Source organism: Winogradskyella rapida (assembly GCF_042675845.1).
Taxonomy (GTDB): domain Bacteria; phylum Bacteroidota; class Bacteroidia; order Flavobacteriales; family Flavobacteriaceae; genus Winogradskyella; species Winogradskyella rapida.
In genome coordinates this window covers 128,748-144,478 of the sequence record NZ_JBHTKM010000001.1, presented here as the reverse complement: position 1 = coordinate 144,478, position 15,731 = coordinate 128,748, and the positions used below count along the sequence as shown (strand labels likewise).

Sequence of the window (15,731 nt, the reverse complement as noted above, 5' to 3'; positions counted from 1 at the left end):
ATGACTAAACTTTCAGAAGATAGCATAGAGCAAGCTTTTATAAACCAACTTATCAGTCAGGGTTATACCTATTATTACGGTCCAGATATTGCACCTAATAGCGATAACCCACAACGAGAAAGTTTTGAGTCTGTATTGTTAGAGCAGCAATTAAAAAATGCTATACAACACTTAAATCCAGACGTTCCAGAATCGGCAAGGGTAGAAGCTTATCAAAAGGTGGTAAATTTGGGTACCGAAGACCTTATGGAAAACAATGAGCGTTTTCACACCTTGTTAACCAATGGTGTAACGGTAGAGTATAATAAAGAAGGTAGAACCAAAGGAATTAATGTTCAATTATTAGATGTTATAAACCCAGAGAATAATCAGTTTTGGGTGGTTAATCAGTTAGTAGTTAAAGAAAACAATAACGAAAAACGTTTTGATGTAGTCATTTACATAAACGGTTTGCCATTGGTATTTGTAGAGCTTAAAAATGCAGCAAACGAAAACGCTACTATTAAAAAGGCCTACCAACAAATAAAAAATTATAAAACCGCAGTACCAAGTATTTTTTATTACAACAGTGTTTGTGTAATTAGTGATGGTATAGATGCTAAAACGTCTAGTGTATCTGCACCTTTTTCGCGTTTTTTATCTTGGAAATCGCCAACACCAAAAGACAACGACCCAAGAACAGAGTTACAAATTTTAACGGAATACATGCTCAATAAAAAAACATTGGTAGAGTTAATTCGTTACTGTACGGTTTTTGAGCAAGAAGAAAGTAAGGATGACAATACAGGTTTAGTATTTCAAATAAAAATTAAAAAAGTATCTGCGTATCATCAATACTACGCCGTACAAAAAGCAGTTGCACAAACGGTAAGAGCAACAGATAATAAAACAGGAGATAGAAAAGTAGGCGTAGTATGGCATACACAAGGTTCTGGTAAATCATTATCTATGGTGTTTTACTCAGGGCAAATTGTAACGCATCCACAAATGGAAAACCCAACTATTGTGGTACTTACAGATAGAAACGATTTAGACGACCAACTCTTTGCTACCTTTGGTAACTGTAAAGAATTACTAAGGCAAACACCAGTACAAGCACAAAGTAGAGAGCATATAAAAGAACTATTAAATGTATCTGGTGGTGGTGTTATTTTTACCACTATTCAAAAGTTTTCTCCAGAAGAAGGCAACGTATTTGATACGCTATCAGAAAGAACCAATATTGTAGTAGTTGCAGACGAAGCACACCGCAGTCAATACGGTTTTAAAGCACGTGTTGTAGATGTAGACGATGGTTCGGAAATTAGATACGGTAATGCAAAGTATTTACGTGATGCCTTACCTAAAGCCTCTTATATAGGTTTTACAGGCACACCTATTGAAAAAGAAGATAAATCAACACCAGCTGTTTTTGGCGAGTACATAGATGTGTATGATATTAAACAAGCAGTAGATGATGGCGCAACAGTGCCTATTAGTTACGAGTCACGTTTGGTAAAGATTAAACTTAACGAAGAAGTGACCAAGTCTATAGATGCGCAAATAGATGCCATTGAAGGAGCTACTGAAGAACAAATAGAAAAAGCCAAAACCAAAAGTGCTGCAATAGAAAAAATTATAGGTAAAGACGATAGATTAAAAGATATTGCTACCGATTTAGTATCGCATTTTGAAGCACGACAGCAAGTGTTTGAAGGTAAAGCCATGATTGTGAGCATGAGTCGTAAGATTTGCGCAAAACTGTATAATGAGATTATTGCTTTACGTCCAGATTGGCATCATGACGATTTAGATAAAGGTGCTATCAAGGTCATCATGACAAGTACCAGTGATGATGACGCCATCTTGCAGGCACATCACACTACTAAATCGCAACGTAAAGTATTAGCAGCACGCCTAAAAGACCCTAATGATCCTTTACAAATGGTGATTGTTAGAGACATGTGGCTCACAGGTTTTGATGCACCAAACTTACACACCATGTATATTGATAAGAAAATGCAAGGTGCTAATTTAATGCAAGCCATTGCACGTGTAAATCGTGTGTATAAAGATAAACCAGGCGGATTAATTGTCGATTATATTGGTATTGGTCAAGACTTGCGTAACGCTATGGCAACCTATTTACAAAGTGGAGGCGAAGGCACACCAATTGTAGATATTAAAGAAGCGATTGCAGGCATGTTAGAAAAGTTCGAAGTGGTAGAACAAATTCTTCATGGCTACGATTACAAAGCTTATTTTAAAGCAGAAACTAATATTAAACTTCAAATTTTATTAGGCGCACAAAATTTTGTGTTGCAAACAGAAGATGTAAAAAACAGATTTATCAAAGAAGTAACGCTTTTATCTAAGTTGTTTGCCATGTCTATACCTAGTCTACAAGCAGATCACATTAAAGATAAGGTCGCTTTTTTTCAGGCTGTAAAATCTAGAATCAATAAATTCACAGGCAATAGCACAAAATCAGATTTTGAAGTAGAAACAGCCATTAAACAGATTGTAGATGAGGCATTATCTAGTGAGGGTGTGGTAGATGTATTTGAAGCCGCTGGTATAAAAGCACCAACAGTAGGTATCTTATCCGATGAGTTTTTATTGGAGGTCAAAAACATGCAACAGAAAAATGTAGCCTTTGAGTTACTTAAAAAGTTGTTGTCTGATGAGGTACGTGTGCGGAAAACAAAAAATATAGCACAAGGAAAACGCTTTTCCGAAATGTTAGAGTCTGTAGTAAAACGCTATCATAACAATCAAATCGATTCAGCTCAAGTATTAGCAGAATTGTCGGCAATTGCCAAAGACATGCGATTAGAGGATAAAAAGAGTGACGACTTAGGTTTAACATCAGAAGAATATGCGTTTTACTCTGTATTATCACAAAACGAATCTACAAGCTTTTTAGATGATGATAAAATGAAAGAGCTCATCCATACCATTGTAGATGTAGTTAGAAACAACGCTACAGTAGATTGGAGTAAACGCGATGATGTTAGAGCAAAATTAAGACTAACGGTAAAGAAAATATTAATGCGTTATGGTTATCCACCAGATGTGGCAAAAATGGAAGCAGATAAGGTATTAGCACAGAGTGAGAATTTGGCGACGTTTTTTGCTAAAGAGTAATCAAGGGAGCAAAGAAGTAACTTTTTAATTAAAAAAATAATCTAACTTTTGTTTATTAATGAATAATAAATTAGTTTTGAAGAGTCTGAGTCAAAAATCTCGCTAAGCGACAATCTTAAATTTTTGACCATGACAGAATTACAAATTAAAGAAGCCGCTCTAAAGGCGTTTAATAATCAAGACTACCCAAAAGCTTTTAATATTTTATGGGAGTTAGGTGTTGATGGATTTTTAGAATATTCGCAAAGAAACGACAGGAGAACAAAGAAGTTTAATTGGTTGTCTAAAAACTGGAAACGTAAAAGTCATAAAGGTTATAGCTATTTTTGGAATACATTTGTTTTAAAAGAAAATGTGTTCACAGCTTGTTTCTCATCAAAAAGACCTGTAGAATTATTACATAATTATTTTTCTAAAACAGATGTTTTTAATGAGTTATTAGAAATTAAGTTAGCCAAAGAATATCCTAGTATTTTTATTGAAGCTATTCGAAAAAACGAAGTGTTTTTTAGAGAAGATCGAATTGATTTTCTGTTAAAGGATGATTTATTAAAAGAAGAATATCAAATTCATCAAGATGTTTGGGAATCTTTTCAAATTGAAGAATTGCACCTTTGGAAAGAAATAGAAGCTATTTTACTCGATATAGAAAAGCATCCTTTAGAGCACATATTATTTTTTACTATAGAATATTTTGAAACAAATAATTTCGAAACAAATTTTGATATTGTTAACCAGAGTACTTTAGCTGGTGTTTATAGTTTTTTTATAGACTTAATATTAAGAAATTCTAATATAAAACAAGAAGGACTAAGTTCGGAACAGTTTGAAATGGACTTTGTTAAGAGTGTTTATGAAAGTGAATACATTCAACTCAAAAAGTTGGTTTTTAAATGTCTTAATTACATAAAAAAGAGGCAGGTATTTAACTCTAGGTTTTTTCAGCCTTATTGTTTTAATAGTAAGTTTCAGCCAAGATATATATATGAATCGTTACATTTTTATGAATCTCCAGAATCTTACTACCAATGGAATGTTGATGAAATACGTTACAAGGTTAGTGAATTAGTCTATAGCAAAAAAGGATCTGATATTGTAGAAAAACAAATAGAAAATGCAGCTGTAATTCATAGTAGAAGGCGAGAAGATTATTTAGATAATAAAACCTTAGCCTGCAATTTACAAGCATTAATTGAAGTTTTAAGAGATTTAAAATTAACGCATTTTTATTTAAAAGAGGATAATAAGAGCGTCAAAGTAGAAGTTGAAAAGATTATAAAACCATTATATGTATATGCCTTCAATAGATATACAAGATATTATAAAGTGTTAAAGAGTATTAAAGCTTCTAATTCATTAAAAACAAACAATTGGCAAATAGCAAATTTGCACCTTGTGGTCAATAATCAAGAAAGTTCACAGTTTCCTTTTATATATAGCTCAGAGGAAGAGTATTTAGACTTAAATACTAAAGCAGATCAAGAATTTAAAAGAGAAATTGGTTTACAGGTATTAAATCAGTTTGGTTTCAAGAGATTGAGATTAAAACGTTTTGATAGGTTTAATGTAAGATACTCTGTTATTGATACACCTTTTGTAATATTGGATAATTATATTTTTTGTCCAATATTATTTTTTATCAATTTTTCAAGTCAGAATGTATATGTCAATTCGTTACTTAAAAATAATAACAGAGATACAGCAATTCAAATTGAAGATGTGTTAAATAATTTGTTAGTAAAGCATAAGTTTAATGTGAAGCATCCAACTAAAAAAGAAGTTGATTTGGTAGATGGTGATTCAGACCTTATATTATTCGATAATGATAATGTTTTATTAATTCAAGTAAAACGTACAAATTTAAGGTTAGATTATAAGGCTCAATATAATGAGCTAATTAATACAGATTTAAAAGCTGCTAATCAGTTAAATAATGCTGAAAAATATTTTAGTAACGAAAATTCTATTTTTAAAATTGGTAATAGAAAAGTAACAAAATGGATAGTTTCTAATTCTTTTGAAAAAGTAAACACTACTATTAATGATTGTTTAAAAGTTAATTATTTAGATATAGTTAGTTTTTTAAGTAATACTGAGGGGATGACTTTTAAAACATTACCAAATTTTATTTCCTTTTTTAATACAGATACTTATTTTACTAAAATAGCTAAACCTCTGATCGATAATGTTGATGCATATAAAGAGATTTTTTCCCTAACCAAAATGAATGCACGTAATTTTTTATGGAAAGATTTTGATTCATTTAAAGCAAAAAAATATAGCCATTACTATAAAAAAGGAATAGAATTAAATAGAAAGGGTGAACATAATAATGGTATAAAAGCATTAAATGAATGTTTGAAATTAGAAAAAGAAGATGTTGAGGTGCATGGAGCAATAGCTAATATGTATGCAGATATAGGTAACTATGAAAAAGCATTTTTTCATTTCAATAAAGCTTTAGAAATAATCTCTAACAATCCATTTGTTTTGAGGAATTATGCTATTGCATTAAGGGAATCAGGAGATGAAAGTTTCAAAGAAGTATATTCTCAAATTACAAATAAATATCCTTTTTTAAATATGTCTTAACAAAAGAAAGGTTTTATATCTATAGAATTAGTATCGATTTAATCATCCATAAGGATCAATCTTAAATTAAATCGGTATGAAAACTAATAAATTAATTCCAAGTATCAACTTTCACCTTTGGGAACCATGTAACATGCGCTGCAAGTTTTGCTTCGCCACGTTTCAAGATGTAAAACAAACCATTTTACCAAAAGGACATTTGCCAGAGCAAGACGCTTTAAAAGTAGTGGAGCAAATTGCGGCAGCAGGCTTTGAAAAAATAACCTTCGCTGGAGGCGAACCATTACTGTGTAAGTGGTTGCCAAATTTAATAAAAAGTGCAAAACAGTTAGGTATGACCACTATGATTGTAACCAATGGCAGTCAATTAACAGATGCGTTTCTACAAGAGAACACAAGCTATTTAGATTGGATTGCTGTAAGTATAGATAGTTTAGAACATGAAAGCAACATTAAAATAGGTAGAGCGATAACTGGAAAAAGACCACTAAGCAAAGCCTATTATTATGATGTAGTAGATAGAATAAAGCAACATGGTTACGGTTTAAAGATCAACACTGTAGTAAACAATGTAAACTACAGAGAGAGCTTAATCGAATTTATAGAATATGCCAAACCCAAACGTTGGAAAGTATTACAAGTGTTACCTATAGTAGGGCAAAATGATACTACGATTGACGATTTTAAAATCTCAGAAGAAGAATACAACTATTTTTTAAACACGCACAAAGCGGTAAAAACAATTGTACCAGAATCAAATGATGAAATTAAAGGGAGTTATGTCATGGTAGATCCTGCAGGACGCTTTTTCGATAATACACAAGGCAAACATAATTATAGTAAACCTATATTAGAAGTAGGAGTGGAAGATGCTTATAAAACTATGAATTATATGCATGCTAAATTTATAAACAGAGGTGGGGTGTATAATTGGGGTAATAATAGTAACTTGTAATATTATCTCGACTGGTATTTGATCCTTAAAGCAATATTTTCAATCCTACTATTCATTCCCACTGCTCAAATAAACCAAAACCCCCTCAACCAAATCAAAGTAAGGGTACTGTCCAAATTCATTGGCTGGCATATTTTTAACCAAATGATAGCGTCCATGTAAAGTCTCTATTAAAGCTGTTAAATCGCCTTTGGTTGCAGGTTTATTGGTCGTTTTGGTTAACAAGCTTTTAATGGCATCGGCGGCTAAGGTTCCTGCCGTTGCATTTCCCACACCACTTAAAGACATTTTTGGCTTAGGTAAAGTAGAGAAATCGGGAACCGTTATTTGTTCCGATGGAGCTGCTAGCTTGGTAGATGTTTTGCGGGCATGATAAGCTTTTGAGCGACAGGTATCGCTGCAATATTTTTGTACACGACGTCTTTTAGGTTCAAATTCCTTAAAACAATAGTCGCACGTATAGAATTGTTGGTGATTCATTTAGCGTGTAATAAACGTTTGTTTGACGCTAAATTAACATTATTTATCGTTTTTAACTTAGAATATGACTATAAATCAACATTAAAAACCGTTTTCAACAGAAAGTTGTCAATCTCATCATCATCAATCTGAAGTTTTGGTCTTTTCCTAGTTGTCTTTGGTTTTGGCTTTACATGAACCTCTGACGGGGCCTTTTCCACTGCAGGTATGGAAAAGGTCGACTTCATGTTTTTAAGAATGGCAGTACGGTCTGGTTTTGTATCTAATGGATTCAAGTTAAAGTACTGCTCTAATTGCGCATAATGATTTCTGAAAAAGAGATTTTGACTTTTAAAGGCATTAAAAATTGAAATATTCAGGTTAGGGAAAGTGCGATTCACATTATCAACTAACCAGGAGGTGATAAATACGTGGCAATCCATATGCTGCTTGTAGTCATCAAGAATAAACTGAAAGACGTTTTTACTCACCTTGTCTTTAGTGTCTAGGAGTAATAACAAATTGTTTTGTAACACCTTATTCTTATTTAAGATATCAACTAGGGCAATTTGTTCTATATCATGCGTAATAGCACCTAGCTGATCTTGGTTGTATGCAATAATGTCATAGGAATCCTTGGCGATCATTCCTGCGAGTATGGAGTTTTCAACATCAGAATAGATTGCACTAGGAAAGAAAAAGATATACTTTTTCGTAATGTTCGCTATTAATTGTTCAGAAATATCAGTCATTATCAAAGTGCTTAGAATAATCTTTAGGCATTACCGCGTCAATATCTCTTAAATATTTTTCAAGGGCATCCATAGTGGCATGTCCTGTAATATTCATTAATTCACTTTTTGCAGCATGAGGCGATGAACCTTTAAGTAAAGATTGGTATAAAATCGAAATAAACGTATGTCTAAAACTGTATAAGGTTTGATCTTTATCTAAGTTGAAGTGATCTTTTACAACAGATTTATAACGCTTAGAAAAATAATTACTCTTATTTACATCGGTGGCATCCCATTCGCCACCAATTTTAATAGGCGTAAATAAATAGCCTTCAGGATCTAGTTTAGATAAGTCAGGCAACTCTTCAATAATCTTATTTGGAATAAGCTTCGTTTTTAACGGACTGTTCTTAGCTTTAAACTGAATCGTTTTATCCTGAATATTGATATCCTTAATTTTCAACCTACAGACTTCAACAGGCCTTAATAAATTATAACTGATAAATTTAATAAAGAGGAGTAGGATAGGATCTTCCGTCTTTAAATATTTAAAAATCTTCTGATGCTCTTCAGTAGTATATGATTTGTTCCTTGTAGGGATACTGCGTAATGCTGGTATCTTCTTAATCGGATTATAATCAATATGATCATTCTCCTCTAAGGTTTGGAATAAACTACTTAAATTAAGTCTGTTGTTGTTTCTATTTCGAGCACTAGAACGAATTAAAACAGCATTGAGGTAATCTAGTGCTACTTTTTTATCTACTTGTCTAATAGAGGTCACGTCAGGCCTATGTTCAGCAGCCCATTTAATAAAAGCAATGGTCGTGTACTCATAATCTTTAAGTGATCGCTTTGAAATTTGGTTGGCTTTAATTTTTAAACTGAAATCAAAAGCTTCGCGTAATGGCAAGCCTTCTACTTTTGGAGTTTTCTTTCTTAAAAATTCCCGTTTTGGTGCAGGAGTTTCTTTTTTTAGAAGTTCCGTTGGAAAAGTGATAGGTTGTACATAGGCTTTCTTTGGAACCGATGCTTTTGGTATAGCATTGGCTTCTTCTGAAAGTTTTTTGAACAGTTCGGTATTATCAACATAAGGATTGTAGCCTTGCTGAAGCAATTTTAAAAGCCTTTTGCGATATCGCGATAATAACGCTAAACGATCTTCTTTAGTTTTATAAGTATTGGCGTTTCCGTAAATATTTTTTTGACGTTTTAGCTTCTTGGTCTCAGGATCTCTAAATGAGAAATATACGTACCAACGCTTTTTGATATCGCCTTTTGCGGAGTAAATTTTGGGAGCTGAAAAATCTCTTTTGTGTGACAAATTATGTGCAGAATCGTGTTCAGAATTATGTTCAAAGGTAAGAAATTCATTGAGTATAGTCATAAAAAAACGGTTTAGAGTGAACTAAACCGTTTGTTTGTAACCTATTAAGATCGTAGCGAGAACGAGATTTGAACTCGTGACCTCTGGGTTATGAATCCAACGCTCTAACCAACTGAGCTACCTCGCCATAATTCGCAATTAAAATTTTCAAAACGTAGTGTTGTGAACATACTCGTAATTGCGGCTGCAAATATATAAAGATTTTTGAATATCACAAACATTAAAAACTAAAAAAAAATAAAATTAATTTAAAGTTTAAAACTCAAGGATATTTACATATATTGAGCAAATAATACAAGGACTAATATGGACGATAAAGAAAAATTTGAAATGGAGTTTGTGATCCAGGCATCACCAACCCTTATATACCAATATATATCAACACCTTCTGGCTTATCAGAATGGTTTGCAGATAATGTTAACTCAAGAGGAGAGCTATTCACTTTTATTTGGGATGGTTCCGAAGAACAAGCCAAACTGCTTAGTAAAAAGAGTGGCGAACGCATCAAATTCCGATGGTTATACGATGAGGAAGAGGGCGCTAGCTGTTTTTTCGAAATTAGAATTCAAGTGGACGAAATTACTAAAGATGTCTCTTTAATGATTACCGACTTTGCTGAAGAAGATGAGGTGGAAGAAAGCAAAATGCTTTGGACCAATCAAATCTCTAGTTTAAAACAAGTTTTAGGCTCTGCATAAGCACTAAATAAGTATTCTATTATATCTTTGTCCCGATTTGGTATCTCAATATCAAATTGGGACTTTTTTATTCAAATTTATGCCACCTTCAGCACGCAATTTCAAATTGTAATCTGAAAGTTTAAAAAAAATAAAGCAGGTTTTATTGAATAAAAATCATTTAGAACGATAGATAATAGCGAAGAACCAATACTATGGTAAATTATAATGGCACACTAGTGTCGCAAGACGATGCAAAGTTAACAATAGCCAATAGAGGATATAAATACGGAGATGCTCTTTTTGAAACTCTAAAAGTGGTCAATGGTAAAATCTTCTTTTGGGAAGATCACTATTTTAGGCTGATGTCTTCAATGCGTATTTTAAGAATGGATATTCCTATGGCTTTTACGATGGAATTTCTTGAAGCTGAAATTTTAAAAACCATTGAGGCTAATGATTTACTGACATCAGCAGCACGTGTTCGCGTTAATGTAGATCGTGGTGAAGGCGGAAAGTATTTCCCGTCAAAAGAAGCTAATGTGGCTTTTAATATTACGGCAGAAGCGCATCACGATCCGTTTTATACTATTGATGAAACCGCCAGTTGTCTTGTAGATCTTTATAAAGATTATTACGTAGCGCCAGGATTATTGTCAGGTTTAAAGTCGAATAACAAAGCGATACAGGTCATAGGAAGTATTTACGCTCAGGAAAATGATTTTGACAACTGTTTTGTGCTGAATACCAACAAGAGTATTATAGAAGCTTTAAATGGAAATTTATTTCTTGTAAAAGGCGATAAAATTAAAACGCCACCTTTAGAAGATGGTTGTTTAAAAGGCGTGATGCGAAAGCAAGTGTTAGAAATCCTTTCTAAAGACGTAAACGTTATTGTAGAAGAGGCGAGTATAAGTCCGTTTGAACTTCAAAAAGCAGACGAATTATTTATAACAAACGTAATTCAAGGTATTGTTCCGGTGACCAAATACCGCAAAAAAACGTACAGTAGCGATTTTGCACAGAAGGTCTTAAATAAGCTAAATGCAAAATTAAGATTATTGTCTTAATCTGAGTTCAAAAGCATTGTTAAACGGGATTCAAATCCGTGAGTGGAGAGCGCTTAGGTGAAGTCGTAACTTTGCCTAAGAGTTCAGGCCACAAGCGCATAAGAGCGTTAAACGCTAAACCTAACGCAGCTTTTCTTTAATAAGCGTGCTAAAGCGGAAACGACTTAGTTGTAGCTCGGGTTTTCTGGTGCATTAGACCAAATACTATAATCGCCACCCAATTCTAGCATCTTTTCACGCCAAAAGCTATTGCAAGATTTAGAAATGATTTGGTTGTGGTAAATATTTTCTGAAATTAACCAAGCATTTGAGGCCAGTTCATGGTCTAATTGCTGCTCGTCCCAGCCGGAATAGCCTAAGAAGAAACGAATGTCTTCATTAGAAATTTCACCACGGTTAATAAGGTTTAAAACGATACTAAAATCGCCACCCCAAAAAATGCCGTGAGAGATTTCAACGCTATTGGGTATAAGCTCTGGTGACTTGTGAATAAAGTACAAATTGTCTTGTTCTACAGGACCACCATTGTACACCGGGAAATCAGATTCTGTGCCTTCAATGAGATCTTTAAGATTGTAGTTTAAAGGTTTATTTAAAATAAACCCAACAGATCCTAAAGGGTTGTGATCCGCTAAGAGAATCACAGCACGATTGAATGAAATATCACCGATAATGGAAGGTTCGGCAATGAGTAAATTGCCTTTTTCGGGTTTGTTCATCTTAAATAGTCTATAATTAGTTCTTTAAATCTATGTTTTTTTTGTTAAAAAACCAACTAAATGCCATTTAAATTAAGATAAAAAAAACCTGCTCATGGAGCAGGTTCTATATTTGAAACAAATAAAATGCTTAGTTTACAGCGCTACTTAAGTCAGAACCTGCCTTAAATTTCACTACATTTTTTGCTTTAATTTTTATTGTTTTTCCTGTTTGTGGATTTCTTCCGTCTCTAGCCGCTCTTTTTGATACAGACCAAGAACCAAAACCTACTAAAGATACTCTGTTTCCTTTTTGTAAAGCGCCTTCAATATCAATTAATAATGAATCTAATGCTTTTTTAGCAGCTGCCTTTGTGATTCCAGCATTCTCTGCCATTCCGTTGATTAAATCTGTTTTGTTCATAAATATTAAGTTTAAATTGTTAAAATATCGGTTATAAAAGTGATTATTTTTTAAAAGCCGTACACAAATTTATCAGGAAAATTAAGCTATACAAGTAATAGCAAGGGAAATACGGGGGATTGTTAATAACTTCGTTAATTTGTTAATAAACGATATGCGTTTTATCGGGTTTTTTATAAAACCAATGAACATAGGGGGTTACAAGAGTTTTGCCCCCTCAGAAAATTCAAAGCCGTTTAATAATGATTTAACTTCCATTTTTCGTTTTCCTGGCAATTGAATTTCTAACAGGTTAATGTATCCCCCTTGGCAGGCCACCTTTAACGTGTCTTTGGTTGCAAATAATTGGCCCGCTTCAAAATTATGAGCAGCTTCTAGTTTTTCTACGCCATAAATCTTAACCGATAAAGGCTTTGATTCGTTTTGTTCTAAGAAGCACCAAGCCGTAGGAAACGGGTTTAATCCGCGTATCTTATTGTAAATCGTATCTATAGGTAAACTCCAGTCAATTTTACAATTATCTCTATTAAGCTTATAGGCTGTTTTTAAATCGTCTGTCTGCGGTTGTACTGTAGTGGTCACCGTTTGGTTTTCAATCTGCTCAACCGTTTTTATAACCAATGCACTTCCTATAGTCATTAAAGTGTCATGTAGCGCTCCAACCGTTGTTGTGGGACTTATAGCAACTGCATCACTCATAATAACCGCTCCTGTGTCAATCTTTTCATCTATAAAGAAGGTGGTGACACCGGTTTGGGTTTCCCCGTTTATAATTGCCCAATGTATTGGGGCCGCACCTCGGTATTGTGGAAGTAATGATGCGTGCAGATTAAACGTACCATATTCTGGCATTTGCCATACCACTTTAGGGAGCATTCTAAACGCTACAATAATTTGCAAGTTGGCATTTAAGGCGCGTAAGTCTTCTAAAAACGATTCGGCTTTTAAGTTAGTAGGTTGTAAAATGTTGAGCCCTTCCTTTACCGCAAATTCTTTTACAGCGGAAGCTCTCAGTTTCTGACCGCGTCCTGCAGGACGATCTGGCGCTGTAATAACGCCAACCACATTATACTTATGGTCTATAAGGGCTTTTAAGGTTGCCACGGCAAAATCGGGCGTGCCCATAAATACTATTCTTAAGTCGCGTTGGTCTGTCATTCTAATATGTAGGTGTTAGCGTGTGTTAATTTTATCTTTTTTAAGGCTAAGAGCCTTTTTAAGGCTTCTAATAAGTCCTCTTGGGAGCACTCTAGTTGTTGTAATAATTGCCGCGACGATAAGGCTTGTTGCGCTAAGGCCTTTGTAATTTGTAATTCTAAAGGTGTTGTTGCTGTGGGCGCTGTCGTAGCGGTTTTAGCTTTGCAAACGGAACAAATTCCACAAGGGGTCTTGCTCGGTTCTCCAAAATAATGAAGGAGTTGCTGGCTTTTGCATACCTGGTCATTTTTTATATAGCGAATAACCGATTCTATTTGCTGGTGTTTTAAGGTATGCTGATGCTTAATAGTTTTGGCAATCGGATTAATGGTAATATCGTCTTCGCGAGGTTTTAAGAAGGTCACTTCGGAATCGGTATCGGCCATTTGTAAGCGGATGACCTCATCTTTTTCTAAGCGCTGTAACTGTGCGATGACTTGTTTTTCTGAAAGTTTTGCTTTTGAAACTATTAAGTTTAGATTCACCTTGGTGTCATAATCAAAAATACCACCATAGGTCCGTAACAAAACCTTTACTAAAATATTTAAATCGAGATGTCTTTCTAAATATTGAAACAAGACCGTGTTGGTGGTGATAAATTGTATTTTGGTTCTAAAATTATAATTCTGGTTTAGGGTAATAATGGCATTACGGTCTAATAACAACAGAGCGTTATAGGTCATGCTCGTATTAAGCTTGTAATGGCTGCAAAACGATCTAAAATCGAATTGATGCATCGTATTTTTACCTTCACCATATGAAATTTGAAAATAATTGCACAAGCGGTTATAAACTGTTTTTACGAATTTAACGGACGGTAAAGTGCCTAAAAACTGACTGCGCAGATGATCTTCATCTATAGTTTGTTTTAAAACAAAGGCATGGGCTAATTGTCCATCTCGGCCAGCACGCCCTGCTTCTTGGTAATAACTCTCTAGACTCTCTGGCAAATTAAAATGAATCACGGTACGCACGTTGGCCTTGTCAATACCCATTCCAAAAGCGGTAGTAGCCACCATAATGCGGGTTTGACCATGGCTCCATTGGTATAAGCGCTCTTGTTTTTCTTTATTCGTAATTCCGCCGTGATAAAAGGTAGAGGAGAAGCCTTTCGATTTTAAATAATTGTCAATATTGGTCGTTCCCCTGCGATTTCTAACGTAAATAATAGAAGCGCCAGGGTAGTTGTTCAATAAATAATCTAACTGATGTAACTTATCATCTGCATGCATCACCTGATAAGAAATATTAGGTCTCGCAAAAGAAGCCTTAAAAATCTTAGGATTAATAAAATCGAGATTTTCAACAATATCATCCACTACCGTATGCTTAGCCGTAGCCGTAAGTGCTATACAATTTACATGAGGATGCATTTCTCTTAAAATGGTAATGTTTTTATAAGCGGGTCTAAAATCATTACCCCATTGACTAATACAATGGGCTTCATCTACAGCAATTAAATTAACCCGCATACGTTGTATACGATCTTGCACTAAGGTTTGTTGTAAACGCTCAGGAGAGAGGTAGAGAAACTTATAATTCCCGTAAATGCAGTTGTCTAATTGGGTGTCTAAATCTTTATAAGACATTCCAGAAGTTAGCGCAATGGCTTTAATGCCTTTGGCCTTTAAAGTATTAACTTGATCGCGCATTAAGGCAATCAAAGGAGAGACCACAATACAAATTCCATCTTGTATTAAAGCCGGAATCTGAAAACATACCGATTTCCCTCCGCCGGTTGGGAGCAGAGCAAAGGTATCTTCTCGGTTTAAAACCGAGTTGATAATGTCTTCCTGAAACGGTCTAAAGGAGGTGTGGTTCCAATACCGTTCTAATACTTCTAAAGGATGCATTTTTATGTATTTAAAGCGTCTAGAATAAAATCAACTCTAGCATCTACACTTCCAAAAGGGACGTCAATTAATTGATAACCAAAACGCTTATAGGTCTGTAATAAGTGATTGTGAATTTCAATAGCTTCTTCAAAACTTTCGTAGCGTTCGCTATCACTTGTAAAAATGTCTTGCCATGGTGCTAAAACAAAAATGGCATTATACTTATGGGCTTCACAGGTTGCTACAAAATGATCGGGGTAGCTATCTCCAATATAATCCATATAAGCAATGACATCGGGTAGGCCGCGATCTAAAAAGACAAGAGAATCGGTCTCTTTGTCAGCATCTATAAATTGTTGGGCTCTTCCTTCTAAAAGTTTCTCACTAAAGAGTAGGGGTTCGGTTAAAAAAAGTTGTTCAATTCCCTCTTTTCTAGCTTGTAAGGTTACTTGTCTCGATATTTCATCATAGCACACAAACTGACGCTGTTTTAGCTCATTTATAAGGGTGGTTTTCCCTGTTCCAGGCCCTCCGGCAATAACTATTTTCTTTGGATTCAAATTGGCAATATTTTTG

13 protein-coding genes and 1 tRNA gene are annotated in these 15,731 nt (G+C 34.3%); 5 read left to right on the top strand and 9 right to left on the bottom strand.

Going from position 1 to position 15,731, the window contains the following annotated elements:
* The 3 genes from ACFQ13_RS00630 to ACFQ13_RS00620 all read left to right on the top strand — a co-directional run bounded on the left by ACFQ13_RS00630 (position 1) and on the right by ACFQ13_RS00620 (position 6,673).
* Positions 1-3,126, top strand: coding sequence for a type I restriction endonuclease subunit R (locus tag ACFQ13_RS00630; RefSeq protein ID WP_386113161.1), 3,126 nt, complete (start codon positions 1-3; stop codon positions 3,124-3,126).
* A gap of 129 nt (positions 3,127-3,255) precedes the next feature.
* Positions 3,256-5,718 (top strand): tetratricopeptide repeat protein, encoded by a 2,463-nt coding sequence (locus ACFQ13_RS00625; protein WP_386113160.1) that lies wholly within the window; start codon positions 3,256-3,258, stop codon positions 5,716-5,718.
* Positions 5,719-5,794: 76 nt separating this feature from the next.
* On the top strand, positions 5,795-6,673 hold the full coding sequence (locus ACFQ13_RS00620) for a viperin family antiviral radical SAM protein (protein WP_386113159.1): 879 nt from the start codon (positions 5,795-5,797) through the stop codon (positions 6,671-6,673).
* Between the two features lie 48 nt (positions 6,674-6,721).
* Here the strand turns inward: ACFQ13_RS00620 and ACFQ13_RS00615 are convergent, their stop codons facing one another.
* The 4 genes from ACFQ13_RS00615 to ACFQ13_RS00600 all read right to left on the bottom strand — a co-directional run bounded on the left by ACFQ13_RS00615 (position 6,722) and on the right by ACFQ13_RS00600 (position 9,380).
* A complete protein-coding gene (locus ACFQ13_RS00615; RefSeq protein ID WP_386113158.1) occupies positions 6,722-7,153 on the bottom strand; it encodes a hypothetical protein in 432 nt (143 codons plus the stop codon).
* Positions 7,154-7,221: 68 nt separating this feature from the next.
* Complete coding sequence (locus tag ACFQ13_RS00610; protein ID WP_386113157.1) at positions 7,222-7,884, bottom strand: hypothetical protein; 663 nt, start codon at positions 7,882-7,884, stop codon at positions 7,222-7,224.
* Positions 7,877-9,253, bottom strand: coding sequence for a tyrosine-type recombinase/integrase (locus ACFQ13_RS00605; RefSeq protein ID WP_386113156.1), 1,377 nt, complete (start codon positions 9,251-9,253; stop codon positions 7,877-7,879). The genes ACFQ13_RS00610 and ACFQ13_RS00605 overlap by 8 nt, the downstream gene beginning before the upstream one ends.
* Before the next feature lie 53 nt (positions 9,254-9,306).
* A tRNA-Met gene (locus tag ACFQ13_RS00600) sits at positions 9,307-9,380 on the bottom strand.
* Between the two features lie 179 nt (positions 9,381-9,559).
* Between ACFQ13_RS00600 and ACFQ13_RS00595 the strand changes: the two genes are divergently transcribed.
* Together ACFQ13_RS00595 and ACFQ13_RS00590 are read left to right on the top strand one after the other, a co-directional pair.
* A complete protein-coding gene (locus tag ACFQ13_RS00595) occupies positions 9,560-9,952 on the top strand; it encodes an START-like domain-containing protein (protein WP_114309817.1) in 393 nt (130 codons plus the stop codon).
* A gap of 194 nt (positions 9,953-10,146) precedes the next feature.
* Complete coding sequence (locus ACFQ13_RS00590) at positions 10,147-11,001, top strand: aminotransferase class IV (RefSeq protein ID WP_386113155.1); 855 nt, start codon at positions 10,147-10,149, stop codon at positions 10,999-11,001.
* A 164-nt stretch (positions 11,002-11,165) separates the two neighbouring features.
* On the opposite strand, the gene ACFQ13_RS00585 is transcribed toward ACFQ13_RS00590, so the two are convergent.
* From ACFQ13_RS00585 to ACFQ13_RS00565, 5 genes are all read right to left on the bottom strand, one after another.
* Complete coding sequence (locus tag ACFQ13_RS00585; RefSeq protein WP_114309815.1) at positions 11,166-11,720, bottom strand: YqgE/AlgH family protein; 555 nt, start codon at positions 11,718-11,720, stop codon at positions 11,166-11,168.
* A gap of 130 nt (positions 11,721-11,850) precedes the next feature.
* The gene (locus ACFQ13_RS00580) at positions 11,851-12,123 is read right to left on the bottom strand and encodes an HU family DNA-binding protein (protein ID WP_386113154.1); all 273 of its coding nucleotides are present in this window, start codon (positions 12,121-12,123) and stop codon (positions 11,851-11,853) included.
* A gap of 198 nt (positions 12,124-12,321) precedes the next feature.
* On the bottom strand, positions 12,322-13,281 hold the full coding sequence (gene fmt / locus ACFQ13_RS00575; protein ID WP_386113153.1) for a methionyl-tRNA formyltransferase: 960 nt from the start codon (positions 13,279-13,281) through the stop codon (positions 12,322-12,324).
* Positions 13,278-15,173: a RecQ family ATP-dependent DNA helicase gene (locus ACFQ13_RS00570; protein ID WP_386113152.1), complete on the bottom strand. Its 1,896-nt coding sequence runs from the start codon at positions 15,171-15,173 to the stop codon at positions 13,278-13,280. Before ACFQ13_RS00570 ends, fmt begins: the two co-directional genes overlap by 4 nt.
* A gap of 2 nt (positions 15,174-15,175) precedes the next feature.
* Positions 15,176-15,715, bottom strand: a complete 540-nt coding sequence (locus tag ACFQ13_RS00565; RefSeq protein WP_386113151.1) for an AAA family ATPase — start codon at positions 15,713-15,715, stop codon at positions 15,176-15,178.
* Positions 15,716-15,731 lie beyond the last annotated feature (16 nt).